The organism is Pseudomonas sp. UMAB-40 (genome assembly GCF_900095275.1).
Lineage (GTDB): Bacteria > Pseudomonadota > Gammaproteobacteria > Pseudomonadales > Pseudomonadaceae > Aquipseudomonas > Aquipseudomonas mandelii_B.
This window is the reverse complement of sequence record NZ_LT607568.1, coordinates 106360-127688: the sequence shown is the minus strand read 5'-3', so window position 1 is coordinate 127688 and position 21329 is coordinate 106360. Positions and strand designations below refer to the sequence as shown.

Sequence of the window (21329 nt, the reverse complement as noted above, 5' to 3'; positions counted from 1 at the left end):
TCCTGACTGAACGGAGATCAAGCTCATGAACACCTCACTTTCATCGGCCGTGAAAGGCCTGCACCTGAACCTCGACCGTGCCGGCAGCTGGCTCGCGCCTTTGACGCTGCGATTGTTCATTGCCTGGGAATTCTTCGAGTCGGGCCTGGAAAAATGGAACGGCGAGAACTGGTTCGCCGACATCCAGGACGCCTTCCCGTTTCCGTTCAACCACGTGCCGGCCACGCTGAACTGGGAACTGTCGATGTGGGCCGAACTGATCTGCGCCCTGGCCATCCTGGTCGGCTTCGGAACGCGGGTATCGGCCATCATTCTGATCGTCGTCACGATTGTCGCGACCGCTGCCGTTCACTGGCCGGCCGATTGGTCTACATTGAGTGAGCTTGCCCAGGGTTACGCCATCAGCAACAAGGGTCACGGCAACTTCAAGCTGCCGCTGATCTACCTCGCCGCCATGATGCCGTTGTTGCTCTCGGGTGCCGGCAAGCTCAGCCTGGATGCACTGTTGGCCCGATTTTTCTGGCGTCGCACTCAGCATTGACCGACCAGAGGCTCGGGCGCGTCCTCCACTCCCTTGAAAAACGGAGCAATCGCCATGAGCCTCACTCTCTACGGTTTTGACGGCAGTACCTATGTGCGCACAGTGAAAATGCTGCTTGCGGAAAAAGACGCGGACTTCGACCAGGTGCAGGTCAACGTGATCAAAGGCGAGCCGCACCTGCCGGAACATCTGGTGCGGCACCCCTTCGGCAAGGTGCCCGTCATCGACCATGACGGCTTCCGGGTCATCGAAACCGGCGCGATCGTGGCCTATCTGGACGAAGTCCTGCCCGGACCCTCCATCACACCGGATAACGCCCACGACCGCGCTCGCACCCACATGGCCCAGGGCATCTACGATTCCTATGGCTACGGCAACCTGGTGCAGGTGTTCGGCTACCATCTTTTTCCTGACTTCATTGGCGGGCAGAATGAAGAGTCGCGCCGCAAAGGAATCGAGAACTCGAAACGGGTGTTGCGCGAGTTGATGAAAATAAAAGGCACCGATCCGTATATCGCAGGTCTTGAACCCAGTATCGGTGACTTTTACCTGGCACCGGGCTGCGCCTACATCGCGATGACGCCGGATGCGCCTCAGGTGTTTTCGGTGGACGGTTTCGACGGATGGTGGAAACGTATGCAGTCTCTGCCAAGCTACAAGGCCACGCAGCCGAAATAAGCCTCAACCCCACTCACTTGCGTAGACAGGAGCCACCATGAGCGTGACCACCCAATGGATCGAGATCGACAGCGACGAAGGCACCTTCGGCGCTTACCTGGCGATTCCGCATACCCGCAAAGGTCCGGGGATCGTGCTGATCCAGGAAATCTTCGGCGTGAATGAACACATCCGTTCAGTCGCGGAGCAATATGCCGCCGATGGTTACCTGGTGATTGCGCCGGACCTGTTCTGGCGCAATGGCCACCGCATCGAACTGACTTACGACGAAGCCGGCTGGAAACGCGCCGTCGAGCTGATGAACGCCACGGACATCGAAAAGGCGCAGAGCGACATCAAACTGGCCATCGAAGCGCTGGATGCGCAACCTGGCCTGGACGGCGGCATCGCCTCCATCGGTTATTGCTTCGGCGGCTTGCTGTCCTACCTCACCGCCACCAATGGACTGGTGGATGTGGCTATCGCCTACTACGGTGGCGGCATCCAGAATCATTTGGACCGTGCCGATGAAATCGAGGTGCCGTTGCTGATGCACTTCGGCGAACAGGACAGCCACATTCCACTGGAAGCCGTGGAAAAAATCGCCGAGCGTTTCGACAACAACGACAACGTGGAAATTGTTGTCTACCCGGAGGCCGAACATGGTTTTAACTGCTCGCACCGCGACAGTTACAACCAGCGTGCAGCGGCTGAGGCGCATGGCAATACGTTGATCTTTTTGGGGCAGGAGTTGTAAAAGCCGACGCCATGCAAAAGGCACCTTCATCAAGCGATGAAGGTGCCTTTTTTCTGCGCCACGCTTACTTGATCAGCATTCCCAGCGGACTCAGCGGCCCGATCGGCATCAGTTCGAAGGTCAGCAAATCGACTGCCCCCAGCGGCAATGCCTTGAGCAAACGATCAGCCTCATCGACCGAATCAACGGTCATCAGGAAGATCACCCCCGCTTCGTTGTCGCGCATCCAGAACTGTTCCATCTTGCCGTCCAGGTACAGTTGCAAGGTAGCGGGCACTTCGGCGGGCAGGTAAGCGACGCGCTGTTCGGCGGTCAGGGGTTTGAGTGTTCCGATGGCCATGACTTTCATGATCACACCTCTTCCGTTTGCGCAGTGACAGACAGCTTCGGCTGGTCGTTGCGTTCGTGAACATGGCGATGGGGCGTGCGGTCGATATTGAGGCTCAGTATTTCCGGGCGGCTGTAATGACCGCGGCCGTCCATCTGACGTTTACGGATTTCGATCTGGAACAGGTCGATGTCAGCGATCACTTCGCCCTCACCTTCCGTCAGTGCGCCGACCACTTCACCTTGAGGATCGATGATCGCGGTGTAGCAACCGCCGGAGATCGGACCGATCTCGCAGCCGGTATCGGCCATGATTTGCGCCTGCTGTTCCGGGTACAACCACGCGGTCGAGTTCACCACGAAGCAAGCCGATTCCAGGGCGTGCATGCGGATGCTGACTTCCATCTGGCGGGTGAACAGCGGACCGGCGAATGAGCCCGGGTACATCGAGGCGTGAATCTGTTCGCCATCTTCGATCAAGGCGTAACGGGCCAGCGGGTTGTAATGTTCCCAGCAGGCCAGTTGGCCGATACGCCCGACCGCGCTGTCGGTCGCACGAAGGCCTGAACCATCGCCCATGCCCCAGATCATGCGTTCGTGATAGGTCGGCGAAATCTTGCGACGCGCCTGAATCAAGGTACCGTCAGCATCGAACAGCAACTGGGTGTTGTAGAGCGTGCTGCCGTCGCGTTCGTTGACGCCGATGGACACCACCATGTTGGCTTCTTTGGCTGCCTTGCCGATGGCATCAGTGGTTGCGGAAGGGACAACCACGGCTTGTTCCAGCAGTTTGTAGTGCTCGGAACCCATTTTGAAAGGGCTCTGCACAAAAGAAAAATAGGGGTAGTACGGCACGATGGTTTCCGGGAAAACGGCGAACTGCACGCCCTTCTCGCCGAGTTCACGAATCTTGTTAACGACTTTTTCTACCGTGCCTTCACGGCTATAGAGAACAGGAGCAATCTGGACGGCGGCGGCTTTGACAATCGACATGGCGGTGATCTCGCTGAGGGAATGGGCTTCAACGAGATCAAGATTACGGCAATCATATTTCGTCTCAAATGCCTAATACACCACCTTTTAGGACATGCCCGGCGTCAAGCTCGGTTGGCGCGCTGGATCACTTGCGGCGGCTGCCCGAACGCCCGGATAAACGCCCGGCGCATGCGCTCGCGATCACCAAATCCGGTGTCGGTGGCCACCACATCGATGGAGTGCCGACCGGTTTCCATCATCAGCCGGGCGGCTTCCACCCGCAGGTTTTCGATGGCTTTGGCCGGAGATTGACCGGTTTCGGCATGAAACACCCGGCTGAACTGCCGTGGGCTGAGATTGGCTGCGCCGGCCAGTTCTTCGACCGACAGCGCTGATTTGAGGTTGTGTTTGGCATAGGTCAACGCGGCCTGGATACGATCGGTCTTGGGCTCGAGTTCGAGCATCACCGAAAACTGCGACTGCCCACCAGCCCGTCGGTGATACACCACCAGTTGCCGGGCCACCACACGTGCGACCTCGGCGCCCAGATCCTTTTCCACCAGCGCCAGTGCGAGATCGACACAAGCGCTCATGCCGGCGGCGGTCCAGATGTTGCCGTCGTTGATAAAGATGCGATCTTCTTCGACCTTCACTTTCGGGTACGCCCTTTGCAGTGCCGGGGCATGACACCAGTGAGTGGTCGCCCTCCGACCATCCAGCAAACCAGCCTCGGCCAGCGCAATCGCGCCGGTGCAGATCGAACCCAGGCGTCGGGTGGTCTGGCTAGCGTTGCGCAAAAACGCCACCATGCCCGCTGATGTCGGCCGGATCAGGTTGTCGCCCATGACCAACAACGTATCGAACGTGCGTTGGTCGAATGCGCTGGTTTCCACACCGAATCCGGCAGAGGTTTTCACTGAACCGCCCTGCTCGGAAAGCAACGCGATGCTGTACATCGGCTCGTCGGACGCCATATTGGCCAACTCGAAGGTGGCGCACATGGCGAGGCCCAGCACCTGGAAGCCGGGGTAAACGATGAGTCCGATGGTGTGCACGGCGACGGCCCCTTATGACCTTAAAGGTGGTGTGCCGACTTTACAGTCAGCAGACCTGCACTGTACGCCCGTCGCCATGCGCTGTGTAAGAACCGTCGATGACCTCCTCAGGGCATTAATCCCACGGCCGGACCTTCAACCGCAGAAGTCCCTTGATACCGGGCGCTCGGGGTTGATCAAACGGCAGATCAATTTCGATAAAGTCGTCGCCTGTTATATGGACCGTTTTAGTGATTGCGCTGTGTGGGTCTTCCATCCAGGCAAGGCTGACATTCCAGTCACCGTTCGCGTTTTCGGGTGGCGTCAACTTGACGATGGCGGTTCCTCGAAAAAGATCCGTGCCTTCATAGTGGGCATCGGGCCAGAAGCGATGATTGATGATGTAGTCCGGCACTTTGGCGGCAAAGGTCATCACATACGAAAGTGCCTTGTCCTTATCAACTTTGCCGCGTTTGGAGAGAAATACGCTGGACAAATACACCGTTCGCTTAGCGGTATCAGGGCCAGTGAGTTCTTCGTGTGAGCGACAAGCCGGCGAGTCTTCGATCGATTGTCGCCGCGTGAGAAACCAGCGCTTGCCTTTGGGGGCGGCACGAAATTCGAATTGGTATCCGGCTTCAAGTTTCTTGTGGTCATCCACTTCTTTCTGAATGACTTCGGGCAAGGAAACACTCTCGACCAACAGGCTGATATCGACCCGAACGTCTCCAAAGAGGAAACGCACCAGGTTCTGATAAGCCTCCTCGGAGTTGACGATGCCGAAATAGCCGGAGTGCGACCGATACGCATAAGCCGTGGCTACCTGGACCGGCTTAAGGTTTTCATCCAAGCCCCACAGGGACGCGTTATCGATCCGCACCAAGCCGTCGGAACCGTTGCCGACAAACGCCCGAACGACACCTTGCGCCACCTCGTAATCACCGCGATTGGTGCCGACCATGCAAAAGATCCGCTCCGGCTTTAATGCACCTTCGGGTATCAGATCCACCCGCCCCTTGAACTTGTGAGAAATATCCTGAAGATTCAGATACCTCGCCATGATGTCCCGGTTGAACGTGTTCTTCTGGTCATCTGTCAGCCAACTGGGGACGTTCAAGCCAAGCACATCGATGCCATTGTGCGGCGTGGCAAAGGTGAACAATTTGTTGACCGTCCTGCGTGCCTCTTCGAAGTCCGAGTCGATGCTTTGAAGGAATGCCCGGGCCACCAGGCCACCCATTGAATGCGCCACCAGATAGCATTGAAACTTTTTCGGGTCCATGACCGAACCATCGGCCTCGCGATACTGGCACACCAGGGTTTTGATTTTGAGGATCAAGGCGTTCAGCCGCCTGGCATATTCTTCGATATTTCGGGAGTTGCCATCCCCTAGATAAATCGATCCGTCATCGTAATACCGCAGTATCACGATCGAGCGCGGAGGGATGCCGGGGATGGGTTTGCCTTCGTCATCCTTGGGCGGTTCCCACCCTTCATCCATGATGTCCAACCCATTCTGGTAGACATGCTGGTACTGGTATTCAGTTGTCAGACGCACCAAGGGCGATTCGAAAACGAACTTCTCGGGACGCTGGGCCTTATTGGCAGTGGCGCGATACAACGTTGAACCGACGTTGAAACCACAGAACGGATCCGCGGCGGTTTCATTTCGTTCGTCGACCGTCATCGCGTAACCACGGATGTAAATGATGGGATAACCGTGTGGCATGTTTGCACGCCTCTTTTCGCAGTGGCAGGACGGTGCGTTGATGTAAGTTGGCTAGTTCAACCCGGCACCGAGTGTATTGATGGTGTTACAACCAAACTTCGATAGCACGCTACAGAGTTTCAATAAATGACCACCCCCATACTTCGATCATGGTGGTGATAATAGGAGCGCATCGAATTGGCCATGGAACATTTCGAAATCAGCCCGCCAGCGATATTTCGATTGGGCATTACCCATAGGGCTGTGGATCCAAATAAAACTCACACCCTCATAATCAGGGTATTTATTTAACAAAGACTTGCATCGATCTCCTATGAGCTGCTTTACACAACACTTCTGTAACAAACGTATGATTGGCCACCGACAGACATGGATCCAAAAAGTTCCACTCAAACCCGACGCCCTCACTGACAACGTGACCCGCCCTCTCAGTGCAACAGCTTTATTAATCCAAACTAAATAAATGTCCCAGAGCAAGGCGCCGGGCTCAAGACCGGCCCCGCCAACGTGGACCCACAAACTTCAACCCGCCAAAAGTTAAACTAGATATCGCACTAATATTATTTTGCAGCTTTATTACAAAACACTCTGATGGGCACTCAACGAACTGCAACTCGACCTTCCCTGATTAACCCCGCACGCCATTCAAGCGACGTATTAAATCAGTAACCATCCAACACGAAACATCGCACCTTCGTTTAACACCCGACAACTTCCCCAACATTCATTCACACTCAATAAAGCAGCCAGAAACGAATACCTCAACACGCAGGCTATTTTCAGCCTGCCACCCGCTTTCTTGATCAGGTCTATACATTAAAAGTAACAACCGGCCGACACTCCGAGGAAATGGCCATGGATAACAACAAGGATTCGGGTACTAACCTGGCGTTCTGGCTGCCAGGCAGCGCAGTTATCCTCAGCTTGGTCGTATCAACGTTTGCATTGACCCGTGAACCGTTTCTGGAACCACGGCCCCTCGGTGCACAGTTTCAGGCGCAATTGCCCATTGAAGCGCGGTTGTGGCAGGACCCGTTCGACGCGCTGGAGCGTTATCGCAAGAAGCTGAATGACAGTGACAGTCCGGACGCCAAGCAGTTGTGCAGTCCTTGGGTTTCCTTGCCGCCCGGGGCATCCACTGCTCCGGACATCATGGTGTCGCTGGTGGAAGGCGGCCCTTACGCCGACGAAGTCGAGCGGCGGCGCCGTACGCGTTACGCTCTGCTTGCCGGGTTCAAGAACTCGCACCGGGTGCCAGATCAGGAACAGTACATCCATTGTCTGAGACTCAAGGCCGACCTGTCGGTTGATCCCTCCGCCACCGAGAGGTTTCTGGACGTTCCCTATGAAATCTTTGTCTCCAACCCGCTCGATCCGCCCGCAGCGCTTGACGGAACTCCGACGCCACCGAACCAGACGGTTGTGTTCTGGCTGAAACAAGACGCGCTGGGCTCGCAGCCGCTGCAACAACTGGAAAAATTGCGCCAAAGCCTGGCGTGCAAGACAGCCTTGAACGGTTGCCCACTCGCCTGCGCCGGTGTGACCGACAATCACACCGTCCTCAAAGTCATCGGCCCCGCCACCTCAACCATCCTGCGTGGCATGTATCAGGATGAAGCCAACGCCCAGGCAACCGCCAATGTCGAGATCTACTCCCCCTTGGCCACCGCCGACAACATAACGCTCAACAGCAGCATCAACATCCCGACCCCATCACCACCCGGCAAACTGCCCATGAAGTTGCTGCGCACCGTCAGCGACGACGGCACCATGACGCAATTGATCCTGGAGGAAATGAAACTGCGCGACGTAAACCCGGCCGCCGGTTTGCGTTGCAGCAAAGACAATTTGCAGCGATTCAAAACCAGGTGCGTGGAAGAAAGCTGGCCACGGCCGTCCGACCGTATCGCGTTGATCTCCGAGTGGGACAGTTTTTACAGCCGGGCACTGATCGAAAGCTTCAAGGGGTGGGTTGCGGGTGAAGCCGGGCTGACGGAGAAAGATGACAAGACGGTGGTCGACAGGTGGGTGTTGCGCTTCAGCTATCTGCGTGGCTTGGACGGACGCCTCCCGGAGGAATCCGCGAGCAGTGATAAAACAGCCAGCACCGATGCCAGCAAAAACGCCAAAGACGCGAGCAAAATCGACCTCAGCCCACTGGAGAAAGCCGACGGCAATTCCCAGCTGGATTACCTGCGACGCCTCGCCGACCACATCGCCCGGGAGGACGAAGCATATCGACGCAACGGCGAAAGCGGCATCGGTGCCATCGCGATACTGGGCGTCGATGCCTACGACAAACTGCTGGTGTTGCAGGCCCTCAAAAGTCGCATGCCGTACAAGTTGTACTTTTCCACCGACCTCGACGCCCGCATGTTGCAACGAGGCCAGGCAGAAACCACCCGCAACCTGATTCTGGCGGCACCTTACGGGCTGGCGCTGACACGCGCCCTGCAACAAGACGTGCCGCCGTTTCGCGACAGCCTGCAAAGTTCGGTGTTTGTTTCTGTGCTGGCGGCCTTGGCGCCACAATCCTTCGATGCCAAACGAGCGAAATTCGACTACTCGAAATCGGATTTGCTCTCGCCCGGCATCTATGAAGTCGGCATCAGCGGCTTTATCCCGCTGGCGAGCCCGGTGACGCTTAAACGCCCCACCAGTTGCGAAGCGCCGACACTCTTATCCAAGTCAGACCACGGCATACTTCCACACGACCTTATGTCGTTACGCTGCCTTCAGGATCCCTCGCCCCCGCCCTATCCGGTGGCCTCCCAGTCCGTGCGTGATCGATTCATGCATGCCCAATCGTTCTTCTGGGCCGGGCCACTGACGTTCATGCTGCTTTTAATCACCGGGTTCATTGTCTGGCGCTGGATCTCGGGAGCGAAAGTCGAGCCCGACGCCAAGCTTGACTGGGTGCGCGGTGTGCCCATGACGCTGTATATGGTCGCGGCAGCCTGTGCATTTATCGCCACTCGCTTCTGGCACGCGGAGTTTCTCTGGTTCACGTTCGTGCTGATTCTGCTGGGAATCATTTCTTCGAACCTGACACGCCGCTCCGAGCAGTCGGCACACAACGACTCGACTGCCACACCTGGCAGCGGCTTTTATGACTCTCCGGCGTGGTACATCGTTGTCCCCCTCGTCGGTTTTATCCTTGCGTTGATGCTGGCGTATCAGATGCGCAGCACATTGACCGGCAACGGGCTGGGTGAACCGATGTTCCTGTTTGAAGGCATCAGTGCCTGGCCAACCGTGGCGCTGCGCGTGGCCGCCGTACTGATCTCTCTCTCGGCACTGGCATGGGGCTGGCGCAACCTGCGCATAAACAGGGTCGAGATCGAAAAGAACTACCATCTGCTGAATTACATGCGCCGATATCAAATAGGTTTGTGCGCGCAGGTTCTACGTTTTATTCGCAGAGGCAGGCGCTGGAACTTGCGCCGCTGGTGCAACGAACTGGGGCATTTCCTGCTACTGATTTTTTTCCCGCTGATGAGCGCCAATGACAAATGGTCGAAGACCTGCACATCCCCACAGGCCACTTGCGGGGACGGGCGGCAGATGATTTCCATCGCGCGTTTCTGGGGTGAGCATTGCATTTGCGGGTCGTTCGGTGCCCGGATGCTGCGCGCCCTTCTCGCCACGTGGATTTTCGTCGTGGTCACCAGTGTGCTGTTTGTGATTTGGCCAATGGAGCGGATTCCCGTACGCGGCGAATCGATGGGATGGCTCATCAGTTGGCTGATACCTACCCTGGTTTTTCAGGTGCTGGTGTTCTGGGTCGTGGATGCCAATCTGCTGCTGACGCGATTTATCCGCCACCTGAGCGAGCATCATGCGATCTGGCCCAAAACGTTGCAGCGCGAACATCAGAAGATCTTCGGCATGCTCAAGCATCCCTGCATCGACGAGTGGGTGGATCTGCAACTAATCGCCAAACGCACCTCGGCGGTCAGCCGCCTGATCTATGCGCCGACGGTGGTCATGTTGATCCTGTTGGCGTCTCGCAGCAGCCTGTTCGATAACTGGCCGACACCGCCCAGTATCATCATCACTTTCCTGCTGACCGCGCTGATATTGCTGGTGTCCGCGCTGTCGTTGCGGCGGGCGGCGGAAAAGGCACGTACCGTTGCATTGCGTCGTCTGGATACCTATTTGCTGGAAACGCCGAAAGCTCGAGATCCCGTTCGCTACGAAAAATTCCAGATGATCCGCGACCGCATCGCGACGCTCAACACCGGTTCGTTTTCACGCTACTCCGAAGAGCCTCTAGTCAGGGCGCTGTTGCTGTCACTGACCGGCATAGGAGGTTCGGCACTGGTCGATGCGTTGAACTACGCGAAGTTCTAGCAGCATGTCATGGGCGCCCATTGAGCGCCCATGGCCTTCTAAATGACGACCTACTTCGCCGACCCATCATGCGGTTTGTAAAACCGGAACATCCCGGTTTCAGCGGTTTTGATGTACTCCTTGGCCCAGTCCGGTTTCACCGTGCGGTCATGAAAATACATCGCGCCACCGGTGCGATCCGGGAGCTGCTTGTTCAGCGCCTTGCGCGCGATTTCCTTGGCCAGGGCATATTGCGTCTCTTCCTGGACCGTGTCTGGGCGCCCGTCGCACCACCACGAAAACTGGCAGCTCTTGGTCTCGGAACCTTGCTTGACCACCGCGCACACGGTGTCGGGGAAACCGGCGTGGCCGAGGCGGTTCATGACCACGTTGGCGACCGCTTCCATGTCGGCGGTGTCCTTGCCTTTGGCCTCCCAGTAGATGGAGCGAGCCATGCAGGTGATGGGATCGTCCAGCGGTGACTTGCCGACGGGATCGACCGCCTGGACTTCAGGTTGGGTGATTGCCTCGGATTTCGGTACGGGCAGATCGCCGCCCTTCTCCGCGGCTTTCTGCTCAAGCACTTGGGCCTTGTCTTCAGCCACTTCCTTTTTCTGCTGCTGGTCGTCGGCAATCACCTGGCCTGCGATTAGGGTAATGACGAGAAACGTAGCTGACCATTTGAGGAACATGATGGAGACACTCTGTGTGGCGTCGAGGGAAGCGCCCGTTAGGCGACTTGGCTTCAGTGTAGTAGCCAAATCATGTCAGCAAGCGGACAACAAAGCGCAAAAAGGCATTGCGCGGCATGGGGTGGAATCGCGCATCATGGGCGCAGTCAAATCAAGGGAGATTTCCATGCGCGTCCTGTCATCCGCTCTGCGTTTTGCCGTGTTGCCGCTGGGGTTGGTGTTCGCCGCCAACGCCATGGCGACCGAAGAGACGCAACTGGTCGAGTCGATCAACGTTTACCGTAGTCAGGTGCAGCGTTGCGCCGGTCAGGCGTCACCGGAATTGCCGCCGTTGACCAACGATCAGCGTCTGGTGCTATCGGCCAGCGGGCCTGTCGATTTGCAGCAGGCCATGGCTCGGGCGTCGTACCCGATGGTCAACGTGCAGGCGATCACATTGTCCGGCCCGCGAGATGCGCAGTCCGCCATCACGGCGATCAAGGAGAGCTTTTGCCAAGTAGTGCTGAACCCGCAATTCATCGATGTCGGGGTCAGCCACGAGGGACGCGACTGGCGCATTGTGCTGGCACGACCGCTATTGACCGCGCGCCTGGGCGACGCTGCGGCTGAAGGCCAGAAGCTCCTGGAATTGCTCAACGCCGCCCGTACCCAACCCCGTCAGTGCGGTGGTCAACCGTTTGCCGCGACCACACCGCTGGCCTGGAACGCGACGCTGGCGACCGCCGCCCAGGAACATACCCGGTCCATGGCCAATAACAATTTCTTCGACCACAAGGACCGCGACGGCCGCACACCGGGGGATCGCGCAGAACTGGCGGGTTACAACTATCAAGAGGTCGGCGAGAACATCGCTGCCGGGCAAGACACCCCGCGCAAGGTCGTCGATGGCTGGCTGGCCAGCCCCGGGCATTGCGCCAACCTGATGAACCCACAGTTCCGCGAACTGGGCGCGGCCTATGCGGTTGATCCAAAGAGTGACGCCGGGATTTACTGGACAGCCATGTTCGGTACGCAGTAAAGGCGATGGTCAGAGCGGTGGTTCACCGCTCTTACAACGTGTGTTGTTGGTTGCCGATGTCTTTGGCTTTTTCGATTGCCCACTCCAAAGCCGCTTCCATGTCCAACAGATGGGGGGACGGGTGATGGTCCTCTTCAATGACCGAGCCATCCGGCCGGTAAACACCGATGAACATTTTCAGGGAGCCGTCCTTCAATATTTCGGCCTTCACTTCGATCTTGCATCCGTTGGATAGCGTTTCCTTGTGTTCCTCATGGCGTTCAGTCATCGCTGGATCCTCTCGTCGGTGATAGCCGAGTCACGGGTTAATCGGGAATAACCCCCTTCTGTGCAAGCCGTTTCAACGCGTTGATCATGATCTCCTCATTGTTGACGACTTCGGTAAAACCCGCACGCCGATTTTTGTTTCACACAACACCCTGTAGCAGTGCCGCGGACGACTGCGACTAACCTCCCGGGACAGCGGCGTAATGCCACCTATACTCCATTCCACCAACCCCGCCCGGGGCCTGCACAACCAACAATAAAAAGCAGAGGTGGAACATGGTCTGGCAGCAAATCTACGATCCCTTCGGTAACCCGGTGCTTTCTACCATCATGGCGGCGGTGCCGGTGGTGGTGATGCTGGCATCCCTGGCGTTTTTCCATATCAAGGCGCATCTGGCGGCCTTGCTGGCCCTTGGCTCGGCTTTGTTGATTGCCATTTTTGCCTTCGGCATGCCGGCGAACATGGCGGGCTCGGCGGCACTCTACGGCGCCGCCAACGGCCTGCTGCCGATTGGCTGGATTGTGCTCAACATCATCTTCCTGCATCGGCTGACCACCGAAAACGGCTCGTTCAAAGTGCTGCAGGATTCCCTTGCGCGCATCACTGACGATCGACGCCTGCAACTGCTGCTGATTGCCTTCTGCTTCGGCGCCTTCTTTGAAGGGGCTGCCGGGTTCGGCACGCCGGTGGCGGTGACCGGGGCGATTCTGATCGGCTTGGGCTTCTCGCCGTTGGCTGCCTCTGGCCTGGCGTTGATCGCCAACACCGCGCCCGTGGCGTTCGGTGCACTGGGCACGCCCATCATCACCCTGGCCAAGGTCACCGGCCTGGATGAAATGGAGCTGTCGATGATGGTCGGCCGGCAGTTGCCGTTCTTCTCGGTGCTGGTGCCGTTCTGGTTGATCTGGGCCTTTGCCGGCTGGCGCAAAATGCTGGAAATCTGGCCGGCCATTCTGGTCGCCGGGGTCAGTTTCGCCGTGCCGCAGTTCCTGGTGTCCAACTACCACGGGCCGATGCTGGTGGACGTGATCGCCGCGCTGATCTCCATGGCGTGCCTGACCGGTTTCCTCAAGGTCTGGAAACCGGCCACGATACACACCTCGGCCGCCCTGACCGGGCGCGTCGACAACTCGAAAATCGACGAGGAACATCAGCAAAAAGCCGAGACCAGTGGGGCCTTCGCCAGCGATGCGAAACCGGCGGTGATGCGCGCCTGGATGCCGTGGATCATCCTCACCGTGTTCGTGTTCGCCTGGGGCACCCAGGGCTTCAAGAACATGTTCGACACCCGCCCGGCAATCGATCCGGCCACTAACTCAGCCAAGCTCGACCCTCAGGGCAAACCGATGCGCGAAGCCAACCCGATCTTCGCCCCGATCGTGACCTTCACCACCATTCACCAGCAAATCGAAAAGGTGCCGCCCGTGGTGCCCGCGGCTAAAACCGAGGAAGCGGTCTACAAGTTCACCTGGTTCACCAGCACCGGCAGCGGCATCCTCCTGGCGGCCATCGTCGGCGGCCTGCTGATGGGCTATTCCATCCCGCAACTGGCACGCCAATACCTGCGAACGCTGTGGGTGGTGCGTTACTCACTCATCACCATCGTGGCCATGCTTGCGCTCGGTTTCCTCACCCGCTACTCAGGTCTTGACGCCACCATGGGCCTGGCCTTCGCCGCGACTGGCATCTTCTACCCCATGTTCGGCACCCTCCTCGGCTGGCTCGGCGTGGCGCTGACCGGCTCCGACACGGCCTCCAACGTGCTGTTCGGCGGCTTGCAACGAGTGACCGCCGAGCAACTGGGCATCAGCCCGGTGTTGATGGCCGCGGCCAACAGTTCTGGCGGGGTCATGGGCAAAATGGTCGACGCCCAGTCGATCGTGGTCGCGTCCACGGCAACTCGCTGGTACGGGCATGAAGGGGAGATTCTGCGTTATGTGTTCTTCCACTCGATTGTGCTGGCGATTCTGGTTGGGGGCTTGGTGACGTTGCAGGCTTATGTGGCGCCGTTCAGCAGTATGGTGGTGGGCGGGCACTAGACGTCAAACGGTCCATAACCCGGGCGAGTTCGCCCGGGTTAGGGCTTGCAACGCACGGATCAAGTCAGACGCCCCCCCGACATCAACCCCTCCGTCAGCAATGACACCAACGGCTGCACCAGATGCTGAGTCCGAACATCATCGCCAACCACCGCCACTTCGGTGCTGGGCAAGGTCGGTAACTTCTCCGACGGTTCCAGTATCCGCATTCCTTCCTGCAAAAACGAAGTCCCCAACGCCGTAATCCCCAACCCTCCCGCAACTGCCGCCTGCACGCCCATCAAATTGCTGGCCAAGCATGCGGATGCCCATTCCCGCCCGACCGTGGCCAGGGCTTCGATCATGATTGCGCGGTATGCACAGGGTGGACGCATCATCACCAGGCGCACCGGTTTCGACGATTCGATTTCGTAATCCTTCGCGGCAATCCACACCAACGGTTCGCGCCAGATGACCCGGCCTCTTGTGGTGCCGGAACTGAATTTTCGCTTGGAAATAACCACGTCCAGTAGCCCGGCTTCGTAGTCGGTGAGCAGGTCGTCGCTCAGGCCGGTGGTCAGTTCCAGTTGAATGTCGGGGTACAACTGGGTGAAGCGCGACAGCAGCTTGGGAAGCTGGGTCGGCACGAGATTTTCCGAGATCCCCAGGCGCAGCAGGTTGACGGTCGCGGGGGCTCTGATGTCCCGCATGAAGGTGTCGAAATGCACCATCATTCGGCGCACACCCACCAGCAGGCGTTCGCCGTCCGGGGTCAGCGTCAGCGCGCGGCTGGTGCGCTCGAAGACACGAAAACCGAGCACCTCTTCCAGCCGGATGATCTTCTGGCTCACCGCCGATTGCGACCGCGCAATCACCTCGGCAGCCGCGGTGAAACTGCCGGTCTCCGCCACCGCGATAAACGCCCGTAGCAGGTCGATCTCAAGGTCGCTGGCTTGCATGATGGATTCGCCTTTCAACTGGATGCCATTAAATTTATGCGTTTGTGTTCTAGATAGCAATTGCCGAACATCGTACTCAACCTGAATACGAGGAGTTCGAAAATGGCAGTCAATACAGCGGTAGAGATTGTTGAACGTTTCTGGCGTGAAGTCTGGCAAGCCAAAGATCCACAAGCCGCAGCACGCTTCGTGGCTGAAGACTTTGTCATCACTTCTGGCGGTATGGATATCGTTGGCCGCGAAGCCTTCATTCAATGGATCGGCGTCTTTCTGTCGAAGATCGAAGACTTCGAGTTCGGCAGTATCGAGACGTTTCAGAATGCCGAAGGCACTCGCGTTGCCTCTCGCTGGAAACTGGCGGGAAAGAACCAGGGATTTATTGGTGGCCGCACGTGCAACAGCCCTTTTGAAATGCTCGGCACCGCGGTCTGGGAAGTTCGGCCGGATGGCCTGCTGGCACACAACTGGGTGGAGCGTAATTCGCTGGAAGTTCATCGCGATTTGATCGGGCTCTGAACTTTAACGTTTAAAGTTGCCAACTGCAGAGTTTCACCCCGCTCCCTCTGTTTGCGTCCACGCAACGCGCTCGGAGGGAGCACCCTGGTCGAATTTAAAATGACACCGACGACGTTGTTCATATTGCTTCTTCAGATCCTCACGCCTCCACACGGTGCGCGACCACCTGAAGTTGTAATGGATATCCGAAGTCATCTTTATGGGTCGGCGCTGCAACTAACGACATAAAACCACATGCGTATTTATTCACATGTCAGGTGAGCCTATGGGGAATTTCGCATAGAGCGCTTTATCTCCAGGATGACCCGAGCCTGCCAGACGGCAGACGTTGCTCACACTCATCATCACTACAGGAAACACATCATGAACATTCGAACATTGCTTGCTACAACCACGCTGACCATTGCCGCGTTCACCGGTTACGCCCAGGCCGACACTCCCAACGTACCCGCCAATCCTTATCACTACGGCATGCCGATACACGTGGCCGAGGTCATTTCCCTTGAGGAACCTCGTTCCGCCGATTGCGAAGTGGTTGCCGCCAAACTGACTTATCTGGACGACTCCGGGAACGTCAAAGCCTTTACCTACTTCAAAATGGCCCAGGCCTGCGAAGTGCAGAACTGAATGTGGGGCTGTAAAACAAAAGCCGCATTGAACGGCAAAGCAAATGACCCGCTGGTGCATCGCATCAGCGGGTCTTTTTTTACGACGGATTAAAGAAGATCAGGCGCCGGCCACCAACACCTGCAACAAGCCACCCGCACCACCGCCAGCTCTGGACTGGACTGGATCAACAGCAACAAACAATACGCGGCGATGATGCAGCTTGGTGGTGACCAGGTAGTCATATGAGTGATCGTACTAACAGGTCATTTTATGGGTCGTATCCATACGATTCCATCCTCCCTCAAAACGTCTTTAAAGTCATCCCCGACATTAACTTGCTGAATCTCCCAATATTCAAACTCCCTCAGCCCTCCCTTCCAGTTCATAACCACTTTAGTAGCAGTAGCAGATTTAAAAGTGCCTTTATGGATATTAGGTGTTTGAACATCGATAGGGGCGTCGACGGCAATATTAGTGAACGAACCTTGTGAGTATGGCATTTCAATAGTTCCATCTATTCATAGAGGCTTCATCCTAAATCGACAACTGTTCAATATCACCTGTAAGAAATGACAGTTGTTTATAACTTTTCGACGTAACACCTTTGAAATTGTATTAGAAGCAGTCGCGACGCCCTCTTCTGAGAAACGAGTTAAGTATGCTTGGCTAATAGCTTGAACGCTTCAACTTCCCCCCAATCACCAACCACTCCATCGACTACCCATTCCTGGTTGGCAGCATAACCGCTTTCTCACAACGCGCCCCTGTAGGAGCAAAACTTACTTGCGAAGGACGATAACGCGGCGTCCAGACTAATCACATCATGTACAAGCCCAAACGCCAGACAGTTAGCAGGAACACCAAGCACCGAGAAACCTGTGGCGAGAGAGGTTGCTACCACTAGACCGCGCAACGGCCCCAAAAAGGCACCGCTGCACAGCCCAACGTCCGCTACTCACTCACCACAGAAGACAGCACCTACTTAGGCAGATCAATCTTATCCAACACCCGATTCGCCGTGATCTCCGCCACCATGATGCTGTTGGAAATGCCCAGCATTGCGTAGCGCGATTCCCCCTCTAGATGATTCACCAACTGATGGACCATCACGTCAACCGACGCCAGTATCTCGACCAGATAAACCGCCAGGGTTTCGGCCGTGGCCTCCGGATCTACGGAAAACAGCGTGCTGCGTGTTCGCGGGCAGGCTTTGATGTCGGCATTCGACGGGAAGTGGAAGTCGAGTGCCCGCTCGGCGGCTTCGTTGAGCTTCTTTGAATCGGGTTCGTACGGGAAGACCGGATCGGTGTCCGGCGGGTTTGGTGTGACTTTGAACATGGTGAAACTCCTAGAGAAATGGAGCTGCCACCCTTCGCTGCGAAACGATAAAAAGGTGGCAACTGTACGCGGGTTCGCAGACCAGGACTCTAGGAACCCGGCAGACCCGAAGGCCTCCCACGCACAGCCGCCATGACATGAACGACAGACCTGACAAGCATCTGCTCACGAGCGTTAGACGTTGTGCGTCTAGAGATTACCCGGGCTGCGAAACCCGATCACTGATGGGCAGTGACGGGTATCAAATTACCGAGGGGCCCCTAGGCGCACAAGCCGGCGGATTCTGGCGCAGCCGTAGGCAACGGCGCAAGGTTTTGTAGCTTTCAGGACGTAACCTTGAGAGCGCTTAAACAAAGAAGCTTCGGCTATGTTTATTAACGCCGCGCGAATGGTAAAAATCAGGTGTACACCCAATCCTGTAGGAGATGTCGAGTGAAACGAGGCAGCTCCTACAGGGGTAAGGGGGATGCCTGCTTTTCACGCGGTCCTTTCTGCCACCTTCGCCGAAGCTTCACTCGCTCCGAACACCAACCCCGAAGCAAACACCACCCCAAGAATCACGCCCCCCGCCCCCAGCAACTGCCACACATTGGGCAGCACACCGAGTATCGAGGACACCAGCATGGTGAACACAGGCGCCAGGTTGAAGAAGATCGACGTGCGCGCCGCGCCGATGGCATGAATGCCTTTGAACCACAGCAAGTAGGCAATCAACGAACCACAGACCGCCAGATAAACCACCGCGCCATGCACAGACAGCGAAGCCGCACTGATCGAGGCCATCGGGCTTTCATAGATGAAGCCCAGCACGATCAGGCCAATGACACCGAACAACATGGAAAATGTGGTGGTTTCCAGCGGTGTCGAGTCTTTGACGAAGCGTCGGGTGCCGACCATGTTGGCTGCCCAGGCGATGCTGCCGGCCAGGATGATTGCGTCGCCGGTCGCCACTTTCAGCCCGAGCAGCACCTGGATATCCCCGCGCGTGATCACCAGTCCAACGCCCAGCAAGCCCAGCACCAGCCCGATGGCGCGGCCGCGATCGATGCGTTCGCCTTCGAGCAGCACGGCGAAGATCATGGTCCACAGTGGCGTGGTCGCCAGGATCAGCGCGCCGTTGATGGGTGTGGTGGTTTGCAGACCGAAGAAGGTTGCGAGGTTGAACGCAGTAAAGCCCAGCAGGCCCAGACCGATAAAGGCCGGTAGATTTTGCTTCAGCGTGGCGAGGCGCAACTTGCCCGCCAGGCCGAAAATCAGCACCAGCAACAGGGTGGATATGGCAAAGCGCTCAATTGAGGCGCTGATCGGTGCCATGCTCTTGATGATGTAGGCGCCGGCATTGAAGTTGGTGCCCCAGAAAAACGTGGCACCGACGATGCCGGCATACGCGAGAGGGGTTGATTTTGACATGGCTGTTTCCTCGTCAAGTCGTACGATGAACACGCCGCACATCGCGGAATGCTTCAGACCTGCTTGTCAGGTGTTGAAGGATTCTTGCAGGCTTGGCAGTGGGGCAAAATTCCCCATTTATTCACCCATCATGTGAGAAAACGCCCATGTTCGATTGGGAGGATCTTCGCTACTTCATCGTCTTCGCCCACGAGCAGTCATTGTCGGCGTCGGCGCGCAAGCTCAAGGTCGACCACGCCACCGTGGCGCGACGCATCAGCGCGCTGGAGAGTTCGCTGAACCTCAAGCTGGTGGACCGACGCCCTCGCTCCTATGTCATCACCGAGGACGGCGAACGCATCGCCCAGCTCGGGCGGCGCATGGAAAGCGAGTCGTTCGCGGTGCAACGCTCGGCGCTCGCCGGGCAGGAAAGCTTTACCGGCGAAGTCACCGTCAGTGCCCCGCCCGCCCTGGCTTGCGCGTTGATAGCGCCGCGGATCAAGGCGTTGCGCACCTTGCATCCGCAACTGTCTGTGCAGTTGATCGGCAGTCTGGACAGCGCTTCGTTGTCGCGGCGCGAAGCCGATATTGCCGTGCGCCTGAGCCGCCCCAAGGAGCCGGACCTGGTGGCGCGCAAGGTGGCGACGGTGCAGTTCCACCTGTACGGCTCGGCAGATTACTTGTCCAAGACCGCCCCACAAGATCTGGCGTTCATCGCCTACGACCAGACCATGGAGCAAACCCCGCAACAGGTCTGGCTCAAGCAACAAGCGGGGGATCGGCCGATCCTGCTGCGCAGCAATGATCTGAACATCCAGGCGACCATTGCCCAGGCAGGCGCTGGTGTCGCGGCACTGCCGTACTTCCTCGGCGAGCATTATGGCTTGCAAGCGATGGAGGCTGTGGGCGCGGGGCTGGCGCGTGAAGTGTGGCTGGTGGTCCACAGCGACATCCGGCACACCCCGTCGGTCCAGGCGGTGATGAGTTTCCTGGCGTCCTGTTTCGAAAACTGAGTCAGTGCGCCAAACACTGCTTTACTGATTCAGAATTCGAATCAACGGGAAGCGCCCCATGGACCGTCTCACCGCCAAAGACTTCGCCCCGGAACTGCTGGAGCTCTACGACTACTACGCCCACGGCAAGATCAACCGGCGCGAGTTTCTTGATCGAGCGGCGCTGTTCACCCTGGGCGGTTTGACGGCCAGTGCCCTCCTCGCCTCCCTGAGCCCGAACTACGCGCTCGCCGAGCAGGTTGAATTCACCGACCCGGACATCCTCCCCGAATACATTTCCTATCCATCCCCCAAGGGCCACGGCAATGTCCGCGGCTATCTGGTGCGCCCGGCCAAAGCCACCGGCAAGGTGCCGGCGGTGGTGGTCGTGCATGAAAACCGTGGGCTCAACCCTTACATCGAGGACGTCGCACGGCGCGTTGCCAAAGCGGGGTTTATTGCCCTCGCACCCGATGGCCTGAGTTCGGTGGGCGGCTATCCGGGCAACGATGAAAAAGGCAAGGAGTTACAAGCGACTGTCGATCCGGAAAAGCTGATGAATGATTTTTTCGCCGCCATTGACTGGTTGATGAAAAATGACAAGACCACGGGAAAAGTCGGCATCACCGGGTTCTGTTATGGCGGCGGCGTCTCCAATGCGGCGGCGGTGGCCTACCCGGAACTGGCGGCGGCCGTACCTTTTTATGGACGGCAGCCAAAGGCTGAGGATGTGCCGAAAATCAAGGCGCCGCTGCTGTTGCATTACGGCGAACTGGACAAGGGCATCAATGAAGGATGGCCGGCGTATGAGAAAGCGTTGAAAGCGTCGGGCAAAACTTACGAGGCATTCATTTACGCAGGCTGCAATCACGGTTTTCATAACGATTCCACGCCTCGCTACGATGAAGCCGCCGCTAAGCTCGCGTGGGACAGGACCGTGGCCTGGTTCAACAAATACCTGGTTTAGGCTGCGATCTTTCGGGTTGTTTGCAGGTGTGGGCTACGCAGCTATCGATTGCTTCGATCTTTTAAATCATGAAGCCGAATTTTTTATTTTTCAGCGGCGGGTTCAGGATGGCGCCACTTCTGATAATTCGGGCGAAAGCTTCATGAACATCAATTTTGCGTTTGCGTGCTTGATCGTGGTGTCGTTTGCGATTGCCCTGGGGCATGGCTGA

At 57.4% G+C, this 21329-nt stretch carries 20 protein-coding genes; 11 read left to right on the top strand and 9 right to left on the bottom strand.

The features are described 5' to 3' along the window. Positions 1 to 25 precede the first annotated feature (25 nt). Genes K0F88_RS23525 through K0F88_RS23515 form a run of 3 tightly spaced genes read left to right on the top strand, consistent with a single transcriptional unit; the run spans position 26 to position 1955 of the window. Positions 26 to 541: a DoxX family protein gene (locus tag K0F88_RS23525; RefSeq protein ID WP_077750138.1), complete on the top strand. Its 516-nt coding sequence runs from the start codon at positions 26 to 28 to the stop codon at positions 539 to 541. Positions 542 to 595: 54 nt separating this feature from the next. Further along, the gene (locus K0F88_RS23520; RefSeq protein WP_094467786.1) at positions 596 to 1219 is read left to right on the top strand and encodes a glutathione S-transferase family protein; all 624 of its coding nucleotides are present in this window, start codon (positions 596 to 598) and stop codon (positions 1217 to 1219) included. Between the two features lie 37 nt (positions 1220 to 1256). Further along, a complete protein-coding gene (locus K0F88_RS23515) occupies positions 1257 to 1955 on the top strand; it encodes a dienelactone hydrolase family protein (protein WP_094467787.1) in 699 nt (232 codons plus the stop codon). A 64-nt stretch (positions 1956 to 2019) separates the two neighbouring features. Here the strand turns inward: K0F88_RS23515 and K0F88_RS23510 are convergent, their stop codons facing one another. The 4 genes from K0F88_RS23510 to K0F88_RS23495 all read right to left on the bottom strand — a co-directional run bounded on the left by K0F88_RS23510 (position 2020) and on the right by K0F88_RS23495 (position 6020). Beyond that, the gene (locus K0F88_RS23510) at positions 2020 to 2304 is read right to left on the bottom strand and encodes a hypothetical protein (protein ID WP_219096690.1); all 285 of its coding nucleotides are present in this window, start codon (positions 2302 to 2304) and stop codon (positions 2020 to 2022) included. A gap of 2 nt (positions 2305 to 2306) precedes the next feature. Next, a complete protein-coding gene (locus K0F88_RS23505) occupies positions 2307 to 3275 on the bottom strand; it encodes a nitrilase-related carbon-nitrogen hydrolase (RefSeq protein ID WP_219096688.1) in 969 nt (322 codons plus the stop codon). Between the two features lie 104 nt (positions 3276 to 3379). Next, entirely contained in the window at positions 3380 to 4312 is a 933-nt protein-coding gene (locus tag K0F88_RS23500; RefSeq protein WP_219096687.1) for a GlxA family transcriptional regulator, read from the bottom strand. 115 nt (positions 4313 to 4427) lie between these two features. Next, positions 4428 to 6020 carry a triacylglycerol lipase gene (locus K0F88_RS23495; protein WP_219096686.1) on the bottom strand — a complete coding sequence of 531 codons (1593 nt, stop codon included), beginning with the start codon at positions 6018 to 6020 and terminating at the stop codon, positions 4428 to 4430. A gap of 855 nt (positions 6021 to 6875) precedes the next feature. On the opposite strand from K0F88_RS23495, the gene K0F88_RS23490 reads away from it, so the two are divergent. Further along, complete coding sequence (locus K0F88_RS23490; protein ID WP_219096684.1) at positions 6876 to 10373, top strand: DUF4818 domain-containing protein; 3498 nt, start codon at positions 6876 to 6878, stop codon at positions 10371 to 10373. 50 nt (positions 10374 to 10423) lie between these two features. On the opposite strand, the gene K0F88_RS23485 is transcribed toward K0F88_RS23490, so the two are convergent. Next, positions 10424 to 11044 (bottom strand): cell wall hydrolase, encoded by a 621-nt coding sequence (locus K0F88_RS23485; protein ID WP_094467789.1) that lies wholly within the window; start codon positions 11042 to 11044, stop codon positions 10424 to 10426. Positions 11045 to 11210: 166 nt separating this feature from the next. Between K0F88_RS23485 and K0F88_RS23480 the strand changes: the two genes are divergently transcribed. Then, positions 11211 to 12062 (top strand): CAP domain-containing protein, encoded by an 852-nt coding sequence (locus K0F88_RS23480; protein ID WP_219096683.1) that lies wholly within the window; start codon positions 11211 to 11213, stop codon positions 12060 to 12062. 31 nt (positions 12063 to 12093) lie between these two features. On the opposite strand, the gene K0F88_RS23475 is transcribed toward K0F88_RS23480, so the two are convergent. Then, entirely contained in the window at positions 12094 to 12330 is a 237-nt protein-coding gene (locus K0F88_RS23475; protein ID WP_094467791.1) for a hypothetical protein, read from the bottom strand. A gap of 275 nt (positions 12331 to 12605) precedes the next feature. Here K0F88_RS23475 and K0F88_RS23470 point away from each other — a divergent pair, with 275 nt between their 5' ends. Next, complete coding sequence (locus tag K0F88_RS23470; RefSeq protein ID WP_094467792.1) at positions 12606 to 14369, top strand: L-lactate permease; 1764 nt, start codon at positions 12606 to 12608, stop codon at positions 14367 to 14369. Positions 14370 to 14428: 59 nt separating this feature from the next. Here K0F88_RS23470 and K0F88_RS23465 read toward each other — a convergent pair whose 3' ends face one another. Next, positions 14429 to 15307 (bottom strand): LysR substrate-binding domain-containing protein, encoded by an 879-nt coding sequence (locus K0F88_RS23465; protein WP_219096681.1) that lies wholly within the window; start codon positions 15305 to 15307, stop codon positions 14429 to 14431. A gap of 102 nt (positions 15308 to 15409) precedes the next feature. Here K0F88_RS23465 and K0F88_RS23460 point away from each other — a divergent pair, with 102 nt between their 5' ends. Together K0F88_RS23460 and K0F88_RS23455 are read left to right on the top strand one after the other, a co-directional pair. Next, complete coding sequence (locus tag K0F88_RS23460) at positions 15410 to 15823, top strand: ester cyclase (protein ID WP_094467794.1); 414 nt, start codon at positions 15410 to 15412, stop codon at positions 15821 to 15823. A 363-nt stretch (positions 15824 to 16186) separates the two neighbouring features. Next, entirely contained in the window at positions 16187 to 16450 is a 264-nt protein-coding gene (locus K0F88_RS23455) for a DUF2790 domain-containing protein (protein ID WP_094467795.1), read from the top strand. A 960-nt stretch (positions 16451 to 17410) separates the two neighbouring features. On the opposite strand, the gene K0F88_RS23450 is transcribed toward K0F88_RS23455, so the two are convergent. Both K0F88_RS23450 and K0F88_RS23445 read right to left on the bottom strand, forming a co-directional pair. Continuing rightward, positions 17411 to 17770 (bottom strand): DUF6124 family protein, encoded by a 360-nt coding sequence (locus K0F88_RS23450; RefSeq protein ID WP_219096680.1) that lies wholly within the window; start codon positions 17768 to 17770, stop codon positions 17411 to 17413. A gap of 477 nt (positions 17771 to 18247) precedes the next feature. Beyond that, a complete protein-coding gene (locus K0F88_RS23445; RefSeq protein WP_094467798.1) occupies positions 18248 to 19180 on the bottom strand; it encodes a DMT family transporter in 933 nt (310 codons plus the stop codon). A 146-nt stretch (positions 19181 to 19326) separates the two neighbouring features. Here K0F88_RS23445 and K0F88_RS23440 point away from each other — a divergent pair, with 146 nt between their 5' ends. From K0F88_RS23440 to K0F88_RS23430, 3 genes are read left to right on the top strand one after another with little or no spacing between them, the layout of a single operon-like run. Beyond that, positions 19327 to 20172: a LysR family transcriptional regulator gene (locus tag K0F88_RS23440; protein ID WP_094467799.1), complete on the top strand. Its 846-nt coding sequence runs from the start codon at positions 19327 to 19329 to the stop codon at positions 20170 to 20172. 58 nt (positions 20173 to 20230) lie between these two features. Beyond that, complete coding sequence (yghX, locus tag K0F88_RS23435; protein ID WP_219096679.1) at positions 20231 to 21118, top strand: YghX family hydrolase; 888 nt, start codon at positions 20231 to 20233, stop codon at positions 21116 to 21118. Positions 21119 to 21146: 28 nt separating this feature from the next. Then, positions 21147 to 21329 carry a hypothetical protein gene (locus K0F88_RS23430; RefSeq protein ID WP_176457658.1) on the top strand — a complete coding sequence of 61 codons (183 nt, stop codon included), beginning with the start codon at positions 21147 to 21149 and terminating at the stop codon, positions 21327 to 21329.